This is a genomic window from Ornithinibacillus massiliensis (assembly GCF_018310345.1).
GTDB lineage: Bacteria > Bacillota > Bacilli > Bacillales > Amphibacillaceae > Ornithinibacillus > Ornithinibacillus massiliensis.
The window spans coordinates 14860-30529 of sequence record NZ_JAGXBY010000002.1 but is presented as its reverse complement, the minus strand read 5'-3'; the positions used below and the strand labels follow the sequence as shown (position 1 = coordinate 30529).

Annotated in this window: 16 protein-coding genes; 2 read left to right on the top strand and 14 right to left on the bottom strand. The window is 37.9% G+C overall.

Going from position 1 to position 15670, the window contains the following annotated elements; translation table 11 throughout:
- Nucleotides 1-90: 90 nt before the first annotated feature.
- The 3 genes from KGF86_RS04215 to KGF86_RS04205 all read right to left on the bottom strand — a co-directional run bounded on the left by KGF86_RS04215 (nucleotide 91) and on the right by KGF86_RS04205 (nucleotide 2923).
- A complete protein-coding gene (locus KGF86_RS04215; RefSeq protein WP_186870252.1) occupies nucleotides 91-1158 on the bottom strand; it encodes a GerMN domain-containing protein in 1068 nt (355 codons plus the stop codon).
- Between the two features lie 467 nt (nucleotides 1159-1625).
- Nucleotides 1626-2438: a glutamate racemase gene (gene racE, locus KGF86_RS04210; RefSeq protein WP_211741229.1), complete on the bottom strand. Its 813-nt coding sequence runs from the start codon at nucleotides 2436-2438 to the stop codon at nucleotides 1626-1628.
- A 32-nt stretch (nucleotides 2439-2470) separates the two neighbouring features.
- A complete protein-coding gene (locus KGF86_RS04205; RefSeq protein ID WP_246521321.1) occupies nucleotides 2471-2923 on the bottom strand; it encodes a MarR family winged helix-turn-helix transcriptional regulator in 453 nt (150 codons plus the stop codon).
- Nucleotides 2924-3156: 233 nt separating this feature from the next.
- Here KGF86_RS04205 and KGF86_RS04200 point away from each other — a divergent pair, with 233 nt between their 5' ends.
- Nucleotides 3157-3381 carry a helix-turn-helix domain-containing protein gene (locus KGF86_RS04200; protein ID WP_010099041.1) on the top strand — a complete coding sequence of 75 codons (225 nt, stop codon included), beginning with the start codon at nucleotides 3157-3159 and terminating at the stop codon, nucleotides 3379-3381.
- Nucleotides 3382-3400: 19 nt separating this feature from the next.
- Here the strand turns inward: KGF86_RS04200 and KGF86_RS04195 are convergent, their stop codons facing one another.
- From KGF86_RS04195 to KGF86_RS04180, 4 genes are all read right to left on the bottom strand, one after another.
- On the bottom strand, nucleotides 3401-3871 hold the full coding sequence (locus KGF86_RS04195; RefSeq protein WP_211741228.1) for an acyl-CoA thioesterase: 471 nt from the start codon (nucleotides 3869-3871) through the stop codon (nucleotides 3401-3403).
- A 73-nt stretch (nucleotides 3872-3944) separates the two neighbouring features.
- Nucleotides 3945-4709, bottom strand: a complete 765-nt coding sequence (gene sdhB, locus KGF86_RS04190; protein WP_186870248.1) for a succinate dehydrogenase iron-sulfur subunit — start codon at nucleotides 4707-4709, stop codon at nucleotides 3945-3947.
- A 36-nt stretch (nucleotides 4710-4745) separates the two neighbouring features.
- The gene (sdhA, locus tag KGF86_RS04185) at nucleotides 4746-6497 is read right to left on the bottom strand and encodes a succinate dehydrogenase flavoprotein subunit (RefSeq protein WP_186870247.1); all 1752 of its coding nucleotides are present in this window, start codon (nucleotides 6495-6497) and stop codon (nucleotides 4746-4748) included.
- Between the two features lie 28 nt (nucleotides 6498-6525).
- Nucleotides 6526-7143 carry a succinate dehydrogenase cytochrome b558 subunit gene (locus KGF86_RS04180; RefSeq protein ID WP_186870246.1) on the bottom strand — a complete coding sequence of 206 codons (618 nt, stop codon included), beginning with the start codon at nucleotides 7141-7143 and terminating at the stop codon, nucleotides 6526-6528.
- Nucleotides 7144-7423: 280 nt separating this feature from the next.
- Here KGF86_RS04180 and KGF86_RS04175 point away from each other — a divergent pair, with 280 nt between their 5' ends.
- A complete protein-coding gene (locus KGF86_RS04175; protein ID WP_186870245.1) occupies nucleotides 7424-7861 on the top strand; it encodes a YslB family protein in 438 nt (145 codons plus the stop codon).
- 79 nt (nucleotides 7862-7940) lie between these two features.
- Here the strand turns inward: KGF86_RS04175 and uvrC are convergent, their stop codons facing one another.
- The 7 genes from uvrC to KGF86_RS04140 form a co-directional block, all read right to left on the bottom strand.
- Nucleotides 7941-9746: an excinuclease ABC subunit UvrC gene (uvrC, locus tag KGF86_RS04170; RefSeq protein ID WP_211741227.1), complete on the bottom strand. Its 1806-nt coding sequence runs from the start codon at nucleotides 9744-9746 to the stop codon at nucleotides 7941-7943.
- Between the two features lie 96 nt (nucleotides 9747-9842).
- Complete coding sequence (gene trxA / locus KGF86_RS04165) at nucleotides 9843-10157, bottom strand: thioredoxin (RefSeq protein ID WP_186870244.1); 315 nt, start codon at nucleotides 10155-10157, stop codon at nucleotides 9843-9845.
- 337 nt (nucleotides 10158-10494) lie between these two features.
- Nucleotides 10495-11469 (bottom strand): electron transfer flavoprotein subunit alpha/FixB family protein, encoded by a 975-nt coding sequence (locus tag KGF86_RS04160; protein ID WP_186870243.1) that lies wholly within the window; start codon nucleotides 11467-11469, stop codon nucleotides 10495-10497.
- A gap of 21 nt (nucleotides 11470-11490) precedes the next feature.
- Complete coding sequence (locus KGF86_RS04155; RefSeq protein ID WP_186870242.1) at nucleotides 11491-12264, bottom strand: electron transfer flavoprotein subunit beta/FixA family protein; 774 nt, start codon at nucleotides 12262-12264, stop codon at nucleotides 11491-11493.
- A gap of 21 nt (nucleotides 12265-12285) precedes the next feature.
- A complete protein-coding gene (locus KGF86_RS04150; protein ID WP_186870241.1) occupies nucleotides 12286-13059 on the bottom strand; it encodes an enoyl-CoA hydratase in 774 nt (257 codons plus the stop codon).
- Nucleotides 13060-13203: 144 nt separating this feature from the next.
- Nucleotides 13204-13788, bottom strand: a complete 585-nt coding sequence (fadR, locus tag KGF86_RS04145; RefSeq protein ID WP_186870240.1) for a fatty acid metabolism transcriptional regulator FadR — start codon at nucleotides 13786-13788, stop codon at nucleotides 13204-13206.
- A gap of 133 nt (nucleotides 13789-13921) precedes the next feature.
- On the bottom strand, nucleotides 13922-15619 hold the full coding sequence (locus KGF86_RS04140; protein ID WP_211741226.1) for a long-chain-fatty-acid--CoA ligase: 1698 nt from the start codon (nucleotides 15617-15619) through the stop codon (nucleotides 13922-13924).
- Nucleotides 15620-15670: the final 51 nt, after the last annotated feature.

Below are 15670 nucleotides of genomic sequence, written 5' to 3'. Positions count from 1 at the left end.
AAAAGTAAAAAATCATAGCATGACAACTATGATCCATATCACCTACAAAAAAAGGAGACAGATATAAATCCGTTCTCCTCCTAAACAATTCTATAATTTTTCTGATGGGATGATTGATTCCCTTGTAACTGGCTCTGTATACACTTCGCCACTTTCATTTGCAATTTGCTCGACGTTTTCTACTTTTATGTTTACTGCCTCAATTGATTCTTGCTCTGTTAATGTACGAACCAACGTTTCCATCACAGTATCTGCAATGACACCATTTTCCATATCCTTCAACACATCTTGGCTAAATACTAGATCCAGTACACCACTATTTAATTTAGGATCATCGATTAATATGGTTTCGTCATTGAATACATGCATCAAATTCGTCTCATAAGCTGGTCCATCAATTAAAGCCTGGACAATTGCTTGATGTAGATTACCATCCTTTACTTCCACATATTGGGTTACTGGTACGAAATATTGATTATTTTCATGTTCCGTTGGGAAGTACATCGTTAAAGCCTTACTATTAATTAAGTCTACGGTATCGGATTCCACAATATTAATTCCGTTTGCTCGAGTATAGCCATTAGCAACTGGTGTACCACTTACTGGCATAGCCTTTAAGTCTTGACCACCTACACGAAGTTTCACACGTTCCACATTATCAAACTGTGTTAGCGTAAATGTCATTGCTTCTAAGATTTGTTTTTCCTCTGAAGCAGCATATTCTGTAAAATCCTCTGATAAATCTACTGTTATCGTACCTTCAGAAATATCAACACCTAGAATTTCTGTACCAGCTGGAAGTACTGCTTGGAATCCATTTGGTAATAGCGCTGTTACAGGTCCATCCTTAACCAAGTATTCTAATACTTGAGCTGCCACTTCCTTGGATTCTGGTACTGGTAGTTCAAGTGATTGAGGTGCTACCAATCCATTCGAATCTAGTAAAAATAGTTGACGTTCCACTGTTTGAGCTGTACTATCACTTTCCCCATTAGCACTTTCTTCCTTGTCTGTGGCTGGATCCTCTTTACCATCAACTTCTTCCGCATTTGGTGGTGGATCCATATCTTGTAATGATTGTTCGCCTTGGAAACATCCAGTTAATAGTAATAGTGTACAAAAAGTAGTGATTAACATTAGCATAAATCGCTTTCTCATGTCATTCCCTCCTACGATAGTTTGTACTACTATATATACGAGCCCTTCATTCATTTTAGACCTGATGAATGAAATTTGTAGATGATGAGTAAAAAACATATAAAAAAGCCTGGGACAAAAAGATGATCATTAAAAAACCGAATGATGAGCAACCGACCTCGCTCCGGAAATATACTTCGCTTTCACTTTCAGCACAGGGGCGACATCTGCTCGATAAAACCATCGCAGTGTCTACCTTGCCGCCGGGCGGCTGGTGAGCCTCCTCGTGCTACTTCTTTAGAGGTCTCACCTATGCCTTTCCTCCCGCTGGAGTCTACGTATATTTCCGGAGCTAGTATCGTGTATCATTCGGTTTTGCATTTAATTCTTTTCGTTTTGTCCCAGGCTCTTGCCTGTCTCCATTTACCGGCTATTCATGACGATACCTAATTTTCTTAAAAACGCTACCTACAAAAGAACAACGCTAACTAGATAACAGCTTTCTCAATTGAAACAGACCTTAGATTATCAATAGAACTATTAAAAATTCGCTTCGTTAATGTGGTAAACATATCCACATCCCCAGTGGTGTAAAATTGATGGTAGCAAGGAGCTAGCCCCTCATTTAACAACTGATTCACTTCCAATATTGTACTGGTTTCTCTTGCCGTCTCTTCACTAGACGAAATCAACGTAACCTGAGGCCCAACCACTTCCTGGATCACATCTTTCAATAATGGATAATGCGTACAACCTAATATAAGTGTATCCATGGCTTTAAAGTCTCTTAAAGCAAATAACGATTCCTCCACTGTTTTCATCGCAACATTACCAGAAAGCATTCCCTGTTCAACTAGTGGAACAAAAGCCGGGCATGCAAGCGCTGAAATATTGAGATTAGGTTTTATCATATTAAGTGCTATACTATATGCTTTACTACGAACCGTACCCTCTGTACCAATAATGCCTACATGATTGTTAATAGTAGACTTAATCGCAGCACGCGCTCCAGGCTGAATAACGCCGACTACAGGGATAGTGAGCTGTTCTTGTAATTCTGACAGTGTGTATGCTGTAGCGGTATTACATGCGATTACTAACATTTTGATATCTTTCGTTAATAAGAATTCAACCATTTCCCAGGTGAAACTTCTAATTTCTTCTGGAGTCCTTGGACCATATGGACATCGCAACGTATCGCCTAGATAAATTAGTTTTTCCCTCGGCAATTGCCTCATTAATTCATGTACTACTGTTAAACCACCGACTCCTGAGTCGATGACACCAATCGGTTTATCCAATTATATCCGCCTCTTCTAGATGTAGTTTCGTTTTATTTTTCATTAATACTTTTCATCTGAGCATGTAACAGATTGAGGAGTTCTATCAGTGTCGTTGTTTGTTCCTCGGTAAAGTTCTCTAAGACATTATTTAAATATTCCTGACGCTTTAAGATAACCTCTTCAATAATGCGATGTCCCTTTTCTAATACATGTATCCGTACTACTCGACGATCATTCATATCTCGTACTCGTTCTACTAATTCATTTTTTTCCATTCGATCAACTAAATCAGTAGTCGTACTAAAAGCCAAGCCATTTTTCGCTGATAATTCTCCAATGGTCATGTCGCCTTCTTCCTTCAACCATTGAAGCGCGATAAATTGAGGATTTGTTATTGGATAGTTATTAAGTATTTTACGCCCGTTTTGTTTTATTGCACCCGAAATATGTCGGAGTTTTTTCTCTAATTTCGCTATCTGTTCCGGTGTACTATTGTTTTTCAAGACTTTACCTCCTGAACTTCCATTCAATATATAGTCATATTTTATCATAAAAGCTCGAAAAACTAATAAATTATTTTCAAAAACTATACTTCTAAAGAAAAAAAGGTGTATATTAATATATTTTTCCCAAGCGAGAAATGTGCGCACCGTTTATGGTTCATCACATAAGCTATTAGTGACTAAATAATTTCCCTTCGTCATGCAGCTCTATGACAGCAAGGAGGGGTTAACATTTGAAGGACAACGAGTACAAACCGAAGCAGTTATTAACTAAACGAGAAAAAGAAGTATTCGAACTCTTAGTTCAGGACAAAACAACTAAAGAAATTGCCCAGGAATTGTTTATATCTGAAAAAACTGTCCGTAACCATATTTCAAATGCTATGCAAAAATTAGGAGTCAAGGGGCGTTCACAGGCAGTTGTAGAGCTTATCCGTATGGGCGAATTAAAGCTCTAAAAGAAACCGACTTTCCTTTTTAGGAAGTCGGTTTTATATGTTCATTGGTTACCATCATTAATTTATCTTTTATTTCTTCTCCAAGCTTAATCGGTCTGCCACTTTCCGGATTAATATAGACTATTCTCCCTCTTCCAGTTAAACATACCTCTTCCTTTTGATTGACACCCATGTAATGGATATCAAAGGAGGTAGTACCGACGTGTGCTGCTTTTACATAGATTCTAAGACTATCCTGAAAATACAATTGCTTATGATAATCACACTGCAAATCAGCCACAATTGGAATCCCCTCTGTGCTAGACGCATTATCAAACAATCCAACAGATTTTAAATACTCGATACGCGCCTCTTCAAAATATATAAATGGGCTAACATTATTCACATGCCCGAACATATCTGTTTCTGAAAAACGAATACGAATCGGAATAGAAAAAAAGAATTCTGCTTTCCAAGCTTCAAAATCCTCAATATATGAAATTTTCCCCATAGCTAACTTCCCCTCCATTGATAAAAAAGACCCCTACCATGTTATTCGGTAAGGGTCTTGTTGTAAAAGCATATTAATGTGCGTTGTCACTGCCAAAGAAGTTCTTGAACGATTGGACAGTAGCTGCACGGTTCATCGCTGCAATAGAAGTGGTCAATGGAATACCTTTCGGACAAACTTGGACACAGTTTTGTGCATTACCACAACCAACTAGTCCTCCCTCTTCCATTAATCCTTCTAATCTTTCACTTGCATTCATCTCACCTGTTGGATGTGAGTTAAATAAACGAGCTTGAGAGATTGCTGCTGGTCCGATAAAGTTAGATTTGTCATTAACATTTGGACAAGCTTCTAAGCAGACACCACAAGTCATACATTTTGATAGTTCATAAGCCCATTGACGTTTTTTCTCTGGCATACGAGGTCCAGGACCTAAATCGTACGTACCATCAATTGGGATCCAAGCTTTAACCTGTTTTAATGCATCAAACATACGCTCACGGTCAATAACTAGATCACGAACTACTGGGAATGTAGACATCGGCTCAAGACGAATAGGCTGCTCTAGTTCATCCACTAAAGCTGCACATGATTGTCTTGGCACACCATTTATTACCATGGAACATGCACCACAAACCTCTTCTAAACAGTTCATATCCCATGCTACTGGTGTTGTTTTTTCCCCATTAGCATTTACAGGATTTTTACGAATTTCCATTAACCCAGAGATAATGTTCATATTTTTACGATATGGCACATTAAATGTTTCATTATATGGAGCAGAATCTGGGCTATCTTGACGCGTAATAATAAATGTAACAGTCTTTTGTTCAGCCATTTTCAGTTTACTCCCTTCACTATTTTGTATTCCGTCTTAGTGCTTTTTCGTATAATCACGTTTACGTGGTGGAATCAACGATACATCGACATCTTCATATGAGAATACTGGTGCATTTTCTTTTGCATCAAATTCTGCAATTGTTGTCTTTAACCATTCCTCATCATTACGTTCTGGGAATTCCGGTTTATAATGTGCACCACGACTTTCATTACGATTATAAGCACCAATTGTAATAACACGTGCTAAGTGAAGCATATTTTTAAGCTGGCGAGTAAACATTACACCTTGGTTATTCCAACGAGAGGTATCGTTGATATTAATATTATCCCAACGCTCTAGTAGTTCTTGAATCTTTTCATCGGTTTTAAGTAGTTTCGCATTTTCACGTACAACCGTAACATTATCTGTCATCCATTCACCTAGTTCTTGGTGAATTTGGTATGCATTTTCTTCGCCACTCATGTTCATGAGAGCTTCAAATTTTTCTTCTTCCTCTTTAACACGATTTTCAAATAGACTCGTGTCCAGATCTTCTACATGTTTAGAAAGACCATCTATATATTCAATAGCTTTTGGTCCAGCTACCATACCGCCATAGATAGCGGATAACAAGGAGTTTGCACCTAAGCGGTTTGCACCGTGCTGTGAATAATCACATTCTCCAGCAGCGAAGATACCTGGAATACTAGTCATTTGATTATAGTCCACCCATAGTCCACCCATAGAATAGTGAACCGCCGGGAAAATTTTCATCGGAACTTTACGTGGATCTTCACCTACGAATTTCTCGTAAATTTCAATAATACCACCAAGTTTAACGTCTAGTTCTTTCGGATCTTTATGTGACAAGTCAAGATAAACCATGTTCTCGCCATTGATTCCAAGTTTCTGATTCACACATACATCAAAGATTTCACGTGTCGCGATGTCACGTGGAACTAGGTTTCCATAAGCAGGATATTTCTCCTCTAGGAAGTACCAAGGCTCACCATCTTTGTATGTCCATACACGTCCACCTTCACCACGAGCTGATTCACTCATTAAACGAAGCTTATCATCTCCTGGAATTGCAGTAGGGTGGATCTGAATGAATTCACCGTTGGCATATTTTGCACCTTGCTGGTACAAGATACTAGCAGCAGATCCAGTGTTAATCATAGAATTAGTAGATTTACCAAAGATGATTCCTGGTCCCCCAGTAGCCATAATGGTCGCATCAGATGGGAACGATTTGATTTCATGCGTCTTCATGTTTTGCGCTACAATACCACGTCCAACACCTTCATCATCCAGTACAGCACCAAGGAATTCCCAACCTTCATACTTCGTTACTAGTCCCTCTACTTCATAACGACGAACTTGTTCATCTAATGCATATAATAATTGCTGACCTGTTGTTGCCCCAGCAAAAGCAGTACGGTGATGTTGTGTACCTCCAAAACGACGGAAATCAAGAAGACCCTCAGGAGTACGGTTAAACATTACACCCATACGGTCAAGCATATTGATAATTCCGGGTGCCGCTTCACACATTGCTTTTACTGGTGGTTGATTGGCCAAGAAGTCTCCTCCATAAACCGTATCATCAAAGTGTATTAATGGAGAGTCTCCTTCCCCTTTTGTGTTTACTGCACCATTAATACCACCTTGGGCACAAACAGAGTGAGAACGTTTTACTGGTACAATGGAAAATAAGTCAACGCTTACACCAGCTTCAGCAGCTTTAATTGTTGCCATAAGGCCAGCTAAGCCTCCGCCAACTACAGCGATTTTACGGTTACTCATTATGAAACCTCACTCCCTCTCTCTTTTCTTACACTCCATAAGCAAAAGTAATTAGTGTTCTGATACCAATATAACTTACTACTAAAAAGACAATTAGAGTAGCATATGTAACAATTTTTTGTGATCTTGGTGATTGTGCAATTCCCCAAGAAACAAAGAAGCCCCATAATCCATTAGAGAAATGGAATACAGCAGAAAGAACACCAATAACATAAAACCAGAACATAACTGGATTAGTTAAAATCCCTTCCATTAAGCTGTAATCTAAATCAGCACCTAGAGCCACTTGCACACGAGTTTCAAATACATGCCATGCAATAAATACTAACGTAATAATACCTGTTACACGTTGCAAGTAGAATAGCCAGTTACGGAAAAAGCCATAACGTCTGACATTGTTCTTTGCAACAAAAACAATATAAACCCCTAAAATTGCATGGAATAAGATTGGTAAGTAAATAACAAAGATTTCTAATGCTAGTACAAATGGAAGATTGTGCATAAAGCTTGCAGCTTTATTAAAGCTTTCTTCCCCATATACAGCAAAGTGATTAACTACTAAGTGGTTAATCAAAAATAACCCGATAGGAACTACACCTAATAATGAGTGTAACCTTCTGTAGAAATACTCCCTATGTTCCGCCATGTAATACCCCCCTTAGTTCTTCTGATGTTTGATTTAGTTAATAGTCTGACATTTTAGATAAAATAGAATAAAACTATTTTCACTAAAATGTAGAATTTGCAACATGTTTATTGTACGACTATCTCCAATTAGCGTCAAGAAAAGGTAACCCAATTTTTCGGTAAATTTAAATCGCTTACATCTTAATAGTAAGTCTTGCGAAATAATGAAAATGCATAGATAATAAGAGTATACTTATAATGTAATATGTGACTTTTTACATACAGGAAGGAATCTAGCTATGCAGAAAAAACAAGAGAAACTTCCAGTAGAAATATTGGATAAGATTCAATCGACTGGTGCTGGATATGACGTCGTACGATACATAGGCTTACCAGAAGTATTTGGATCCGAGGCAGATGCCCTACTTTATTTTATGGGGAAAGGCCTAGCAAGAAAATTTAATTTCCAATCCATGGGGGATGTCATCTATTTCTTCGAGAAAATGGGTTGGGGGCGGCTTGAGTTATTTAAGGAGAAAAATAACAAATTAGAATTTCATCTCCTAGCCGATTCCGTTGTTCAGCGTTTGAAAATGCCAATAAATACAGAATTTCGATTAGAAGCTGGATTTCTAGCAGAGGCAATTTCTATACTAAAAAATGTTGAGTGTGAATGTGTTGAAGAAGTAAGAGCAAAAATTCATCAAGTTGAATTTACCGTTCTATTTGTCGATTAAACGATGTCTATGACGCCTGAGTGAAGTCAGCTCTATTTGGTACGAAAAGAAGAGGACGCATAGACTTATCCATTTTGCTTTAGGATTCGTCTTTTGCATCCTCTTCTTTTTTCTCCTCATTTAAATGCGTTAAAACAATCTCTGCAATGTTGTGTGGTATTCCTAGCTTCGTAATCTCTTCTACCTTTGCATTGCGTATTTCTTTTACCGATTTAAAATGGGATAATAATAGCTTTCTTCTTTTTTCTCCAACGCCTGGAATCTTATCTAATTCGGATTGGAAAAGATTCTTTCCTCTTAATTGCCTATGGAACGTAATGGCAAAACGGTGAACCTCATCTTGAATGCGTTGAATCAAATAGAACTCTTGAGATTGTCTAGATAACGGGACTACAGCAGGCGAAAACCCGTACAGCAATTCACTAGTTCTATGTTTATCGTCTTTAGCAAGCCCACATAATGGGATATCTAATCCTAATTCATTTTCTAACACATCTAATGCTGCACTCATTTGCCCTTTACCACCATCTACGATCACTAAATCCGGCAATGGTAGTGACTCTTTTAAAACGCGTGTATACCTTCGTCTAATCACTTCGCGCATCGTTTCATAGTCATCTGGGCCTTGCACATCTTTAATCTTATATTTTCGATAATCCTTCCTGCTCGGCTTTCCATCCACAAACACAACCATTGCCGAAACCGGATCTGTACCTTGAATATTGGAATTATCAAACGCTTCTATACGATGTGGAATTTCAATATTCAATGCTTGTCCAAGCTTCTCTACTGCTAAAATAGTTCTTTCTTCATCTCGTTCAATAATAGAGAATTTCTCTGATAAAGAAGCCTTAGCATTTTCCATCGCCAATTCGACTAACTCTTTTTTTCTACCTCGATATGGCGTGTGTACATCTATCTCTAAAAGTTCTTCTAAAACCTTGGTATCTGTACCAATAGGAACGAAAATCTGCTTTGGTTTCGGATGATTTTCATGGAGATAGAATCTACCAATGAAACTAAGAAACGTATCCTCTGCCTCATCAAAGAAAGGAAAAACGGAAACATCTCGTTCTATTAACTTTCCTTGACGGATAAAGAACACTTGGATACACATCCATCCTTTGTCATAGCTATAACCAAATACATCCCGGTCTAATCTATCATTTAATGTCATCTTCTGCTGTTCCATAACAACTTCAATATGCTGGATTTGATCACGTAGTTCCTTTGCCCGTTCAAAGTTTAATTGTTCACTAGCAGCTTGCATTTTTTGTGTAAGTGTTTGTTTTATATGCTTGAATCCACCTTGGAGAAATGATTGAATCTCTTGTACAATATCTTTATAAAAGCTCTCATTAGGTGGTTCATTACCACACGCAAGACACTGATCCATATGGTAATACAAGCAAGGTTTTCCCGGAGGATTATTACATTTTCGCAATGGATACAATCGATCTAATAGTTTTTTCGTTTCTCTAGCAGCAATTACGTTCGGATAAGGGCCAAAATACTTTCCTTTATCTTTTTTAACTTTACGTGTTATGACTAACCTAGGATGTCTCTCTGCGGTTATTTTTAAATAGGGATAAGACTTATCATCCTTCAGCATAACATTATATTTCGGATCATATTTCTTTATTAAATTCATTTCTAAAATAAGGGCTTCTATTTCTGAAGACGTGATGATATATTCAAAATCCTCAATTTCCTGTACTAACCGCTGTGTCTTTTGGTCATGTGCACCAGTGAAATAAGAACGGACACGGCTTTTCAGTAGTTTGGACTTACCTACATAGATTACTGTATTATGTCTATCCTTCATTAAATAGCAACCGGGCTTTGCTGGTAATACTGCTAGTTTTTCTTGGATATTCTGGTTCATTATCGTCATTCCTTAAAGGTTATAATGGCGGTAGAAAACAATCCCCTGTCACATGCTGCAACAAGGGATTGTTTATCTTTCATAATCAGTATAGACTTAAGCGTGTTTATTGATTAATTCCACTAAAGCTTCTTTAGGTTGGAATCCAATTACTTGGTCAACTACATTACCATCTTTGAATAATAATAATGTTGGAATACTCATAACACCAAATTTACTTGCTGTTTCTTGGTTTTCGTCTACATCAAGTTTAACGATTTGCACTTTTTCTGACATTTCTCCATCTATTTCTTCTAGAACTGGAGCTATCATTTTACAAGGACCACACCATGGTGCCCAGAAATCAGCTAATACTAAACCTTTAGAGGTTTCATCTGCAAAGTTTTGATCAGATACATTTTTAATAGCCACTCTAATTCCTCCTTTTACTTCAATTCAACAAAAGTATACCATTAAATTTACAAACCTTACTAACAGTTTGCTTAATCTTAGGTTTCTTATCCTAATAAAAATACAATATCATTCGAGATGATGTAACCAATAATTCTATTTGATTTAGTTATTTAAACAAGCACACAGCCCCGAATACACGCTATTCTTCAAGTAGGGTTAGGGAAGCACCTTAAAGATGCTCTGTAGGTCTCGATTACCCTCTACCAGAAATCAGCTTGTACTCCGGGCTGTCTAATACAGCTAAAATTCGATCGTATAATGACTTAGAGACTGGTACAGTTTAACAATTAATTAGTTAAGCTTTTAACTTTTTAATTTCTTCTGTAAGCAGTGGTACGATTTCGAATAAGTCTCCCACAATTCCATAGTCAGCTACATTAAAGATGTTTGCTTCTGGGTCTTTGTTGATGGCAACGATTACTTTCGAGTTGGACATTCCAGCTAGATGTTGGATCGCTCCAGAGATACCTACCGCAATGTATAGGTCTGGGGTTACTACTTTACCCGTTTGACCAATTTGTAACGAATAATCACAGTAGTCTGCATCACAAGCTCCACGGGATGCACCTACTGCACCACCTAATACTTCAGCAAGCTCATATAATGGTTTAAAACCATCAGCACTTTTCACACCACGTCCACCAGCAACAACAACCTTCGCTTCAGACAAATCAACACCATCTGTAGCTTTTCGTAATACTTCTTTAATTACAGTACGTAAGTCCGTAATATCAACGGCTTTATCTTGCACTTCACCAGTTCGTGATTCATCTCGTTCTAAAGCTTGAATATTGTTCGGTCTGATAGTAACAAATACAATACCCTCAGTAACAACTTTTTTCTCAAAAGCTTTACCAGAGTAAATCGGTCTAGTGAAAACAACCTCATCACCATCATGGGTTATATCAACAGCATCTGATACTAACCCCGATTCCAATTTACTTGCAATTTTAGGAGTTAAATCTTTTCCAATAGCAGTATGTCCCATTACAATACCGTATGGTTCTTCATCCTTAATGATTGATAATACCGCCTGACCATAGCCATCAGAAGTATAGGAGGCTAGCTTTTCATCTTTAACGGTTACTACTCTATCCGCCCCATAATATATCATTTCTTGTGCAAGCGATTCTAATTCATCACTTCCACAGAGTACACCAACGATTTCTGCATCGTTATTTATTTTTTTCGCTGCAGCGATTGCTTCGAAAGTAACATTACGTAGCACGCCATCTCTCGATTCACCTATAACTAGTAATTTTTCACTCATCCTAATTGCTCCTTTCCGTCATTAAAGTACTTTCGCTTCGTTTCTTAGCAGCGAAACAAGCTCCTTTACTTGCTCCTCTAACTCGCCTTCTAATACTCTTCCAGCCTCTTTTTCTGGTGGTAAGAATATATCTATCGTCTTTGTTTTAGGCTCTAGTTCATCCTCATCTAAATCTAAATCGTCGATTTCTAATTCTTCTAACGGCTTCTTCTTCGCTTTCATAATACCTGGTAAAGAAGGATATCTTGGTTCATTTAAGCCTTGTTGACATGTAACTAATAATGGTAAAGATGTTTCGATTTTCTCAACATCTCCCTCCACATCTTTATCGATGCTCACTGTGTTCCCATCAATAGTAAGGCTAGTAATGGTCGTTACATAGTTAATGCCTAAACGCTCAGCTAGTCTAGGACCTACTTGCCCACTTGCCTCATCAATTGCAACATTACCAGCTAATATTAAATCAACTTCTTTATCTTCAAAGAACGCTTCCAATATCTTTGTAGTGGTAAATTGATCTCCATCTTCTAAGTCATCTTCTGTATTAATTAGTACTGCCTTATCAGCTCCCATAGCTAGAGCAGTACGTAGTTGTTTTTCTGAATCTTCATCACCTATTGTCACAACTGTGACTTCCCCACCATGCTCATCACGTTGTTTGATTGCTTCTTCTACTGCATATTCATCATATGGGTTAATGATAAATTCTGCACCATCATCCTCGATTTGACCATTTGTCACGACGATTTTTTCTTCTGTGTCAAAGGTCTTTTTTACTAACACATAAATATTCATCTGAGTTCCTCCTCTTGTTTACTATTTATCTATAAAGTTAGGCTTTCGTTTTTCAATGAAAGCTTGAACCCCTTCTTTTGCATCTTCTGATCCAAATATCTTGCCAAATGCTTCTGCTTCCGCTTTGACACCATTTGCAAATCGCTCTGTCTTTGCATATGGAATTAACTGCATTATTCTAGTAATCGTTGGCTTGCTCTTTGAAGCGATTTTTTCTGCTAGTTCTGTTGCAGCATCTAATAATTGTTCTTCATCGACAACACGATTAACTAATCCAAATTGATAAGCCTCGTGAGCCGTGATTGGTTCACCAGTTAAAATCATTTCATATGCTTTTGCTGTCCCAACATATTGTGGAAGGCGTTGTGTTCCAGCAAAACCAGGTATTATTCCTAGGGACAGCTCTGGCAGGCCTAACTTTGCATTGTTCGTAGCAATTCTGATATGGCATGCCATCGCAAGTTCCATCCCGCCACCTAAAGCCGCACCATGAATTACTGCAATTACAGGGACTGAAAAGTTCTCTATTCGGTCAAATAGTTGTTGACCGAATTCAGAAAGCGATTGATAGTCTGAGGCTTCCTGTAAAGAAGTAAACTCTTTAATATCAGCCCCTGCTGAAAAGAATCGGCCTTCACCTTTCAAAAGAATAGCCTTCACTTTCTCATCTGACTCAATTACATCCAACTTCTCAGAAAGCGCATTCAAAAGTTTGCTAGATAATGCATTAGCAGGTGGACTTTGAATGGTTAATGTCGCAACATGCCCATGCAATTCGTAATGAATAGTTCCCATAATAGCACCCCTTTTTTCATGTTATTTACACTTACGACGCGGCCCGAATCTCTTACAGTGAATATTCAGACCGCTTATAGCTCTTATAAATAGTATCTCTCATCTGAAGATAATAAGATAGTTTAAAATATCAAGCCTATGTACTTATTTCACGGAAACCCCTTTTGTAATTAATTCATGAACATATGGCGCTAGCCCTATTAAATCATATTTTTCCTCGTTCATTACCCAGTTTGTAACCGTTTCATCTAAAGTCCCAAAGATCATCTGTCTAATTAACGGTATTTTGATATCGCTACGGAATAGCTTCTCCTCTACGCCTTCTTTTACGATTTCATCAATCACTACGAGATATGGCTTTAATATCCGGTTAATTTGCTGACGTAAAGATAAATTGGACTGTCTAAGTTCTAACTGGGTTACGATAGCGAGATGGTGATTGGCTGCAAGTTGACTAAAATGCATTTCTATTAACGTTAACAACTTTTCACTAGCATTTTCTCTTTCGTTTGTCGCTGTAACTATCTGTTCGATAAATTGTCCCATTTTTTCTTCAAAAACAGAGACTAAAATATCCTCTTTGTTCTTGAAATATAAGTAAATAGTTCCGTCAGCTACTCCTGCTTTTTTAGCAATTTTAGAAACTTGTGAAGCGTGGTAGCCGTTTTCTGCGATTACATCGACAGCTGCATCAATTATTAACTTATACTTCGGTTTATTGTTTTTCATGACTTTTCTCCTTCAAACATAAAACAAAATGAATAAAATATGAATGAATCATCATTCATATTTTATTCTAAAGGGAGAATCTTATTCTGTCAATATATGCTTGTACACTTTTCCGAAATACTTGAGCAAGTGCTCAAGTAGTACTAACTTGTTGCTCTGCCTTACTTTTCTCTTCATCTACTAATTGTCTTCTCAGGATTTTTCCAACCGCTGTTTTAGGTAATTCATCACGAAAATCATAGATTCTAGGAACTTTATATGCTGCTAATCTTTCCCTACAGAATGTATTAAGCTCCTCTTCTGTCACATGAAACCCTTCTTTTAAAACCACATACGCTTTTACTGTTTCCCCGCGGTATGGATCTGGTACACCAGCTACTACTACCTCTTGAATTGCTTCATGCTCATAAAGCACTTCTTCTACCTCTCTAGGATAGATATTATAACCCCCAGCAATGATCATGTCCTTCTTCCGATCCACAATAAAAAAGTATCCGTTCTCATCCATATAGCCAAGATCACCTGTTAATAGCCAACCATCCTTTAAGGTATTCTCTGTATCATCTGGCCTATTCCAATATCCCATCATGATTTGTGGACCTTTGACTGCAAGCTCCCCAATCTCGCCAGCCTCAACCTCTTCATACGTTTCCATATTTAGGATTTTAGCATCTGTATCCGGCCATGGCACACCAATACTGCCACTGACTCTTTTTTCATAAATGAAATTGGCGTGTGTAACTGGAGATGATTCCGTTAAACCATAGCCTTCCACCAATTTCCCACCAGTTACCTTCTCAAACTTCTCCTGCACCTCAACTGGTAATGGAGCAGAACCACTAATACAGGCATTTACCGATGACAGATCATATTTATTTAAGTCAGGATGGTTTAATAAACCAATATAAATTGTAGGTGCTCCTGGAAAAACAGTTGGTTTTTGCTTATGAATAGTCTTTAATACATCCCCCGCGTCAAACTTCGGTAATAAGATCATTTTCGAAGCAGTGAATATGGATATATTCATTACCGCTGTCATCCCGTAAACATGGAAGAAAGGAAGAACTCCGAGAATAATATCTTCTCCTTTTTTCATCTCATAAATCCAAGCTTCACACATTTTAGCGTTTGCCACAAGATTTCGATGTGACAGCATCACACCTTTTGGATATCCAGTAGTCCCACCAGTGTATTGGAGTATGGCTACATCCTCAACCGGATCTACGAATACTTCCTCGTATTCCACCTGCGCCTTATCCATTATTTCAGTCCACACATGTGTATCCGCAGATTCTTCTACTTTTACCACCATATTATATTGCCTCTTTTGAATAAATGGATAGATTAGGTTTTTAGGAAATGGTAAATAGTCCTTTATCCCCGTGACGATCATATGCTCCAGTTGGGTAGCCTTCTTCACATTAGTTACTCTTGGAACTAAGATATCAAGGCAAACAATTATCTTCGATCCAGAATCAGTTAACTGGTATTCCAGTTCCCTCTCCGTATACAGCGGATTGGTTTGCACTACAATCGCACCAGCCATTAATGAGCCATAATAGGCGATAACAGATTGTGGTGAGTTAGGTAACATGATAGCGATACGAGCTCCCTTTTCAACGCCCAAACCTTGTAGGTAGTTAGCAAACTTACTAGCCTGCTCATACAATTCCGCAAACGTTAGTTCCTTCCCCATAAAATAAAGCGCTTTCTTTTCTCCGTATTGAGAAGCCGTATCCTTTAAAAAATCCTGTAAAGGCCTCTCATCATAAGAAAGAGAAGTCGGTATTTCGTTAGGGTAGAGATCATGCCATCTCTTTTCTTCCCCCATAAAACTAACCTCCTTTTACATTTAGTTAGTTCTATTATACCGACTAATTTA

Bases quoted from the DNA above. Each gene is read 5' to 3' on its own strand.
- KGF86_RS04150 (WP_186870241.1), bottom strand. From the start codon at position 13,059: ATGGGAACTATTCATTACGAATTGCATGGGCATGTTGCGACATTAACC.
- uvrC (WP_211741227.1), bottom strand. From the start codon at position 9,746: ATGAACCAGAATATCCAAGAAAAACTAGCAGTATTACCAGCAAAGCCC.
- KGF86_RS04160 (WP_186870243.1), bottom strand. From the start codon at position 11,469: ATGAGTGAAAAATTACTAGTTATAGGTGAATCGAGAGATGGCGTGCTA.
- KGF86_RS04215 (WP_186870252.1), bottom strand. From the start codon at position 1,158: ATGAGAAAGCGATTTATGCTAATGTTAATCACTACTTTTTGTACACTA.
- KGF86_RS04155 (WP_186870242.1), bottom strand. From the start codon at position 12,264: ATGAATATTTATGTGTTAGTAAAAAAGACCTTTGACACAGAAGAAAAA.
- fadR (WP_186870240.1), bottom strand. From the start codon at position 13,788: ATGAAAAACAATAAACCGAAGTATAAGTTAATAATTGATGCAGCTGTC.
- KGF86_RS04195 (WP_211741228.1), bottom strand. From the start codon at position 3,871: ATGGGGAAAATTTCATATATTGAGGATTTTGAAGCTTGGAAAGCAGAA.
- KGF86_RS04180 (WP_186870246.1), bottom strand. From the start codon at position 7,143: ATGGCGGAACATAGGGAGTATTTCTACAGAAGGTTACACTCATTATTA.
- KGF86_RS04140 (WP_211741226.1), bottom strand. From the start codon at position 15,619: ATGGGGGAAGAAAAGAGATGGCATGATCTCTACCCTAACGAAATACCG.
- KGF86_RS04175 (WP_186870245.1), top strand. From the start codon at position 7,424: ATGCAGAAAAAACAAGAGAAACTTCCAGTAGAAATATTGGATAAGATT.
- sdhB (WP_186870248.1), bottom strand. From the start codon at position 4,709: ATGGCTGAACAAAAGACTGTTACATTTATTATTACGCGTCAAGATAGC.
- sdhA (WP_186870247.1), bottom strand. From the start codon at position 6,497: ATGAGTAACCGTAAAATCGCTGTAGTTGGCGGAGGCTTAGCTGGCCTT.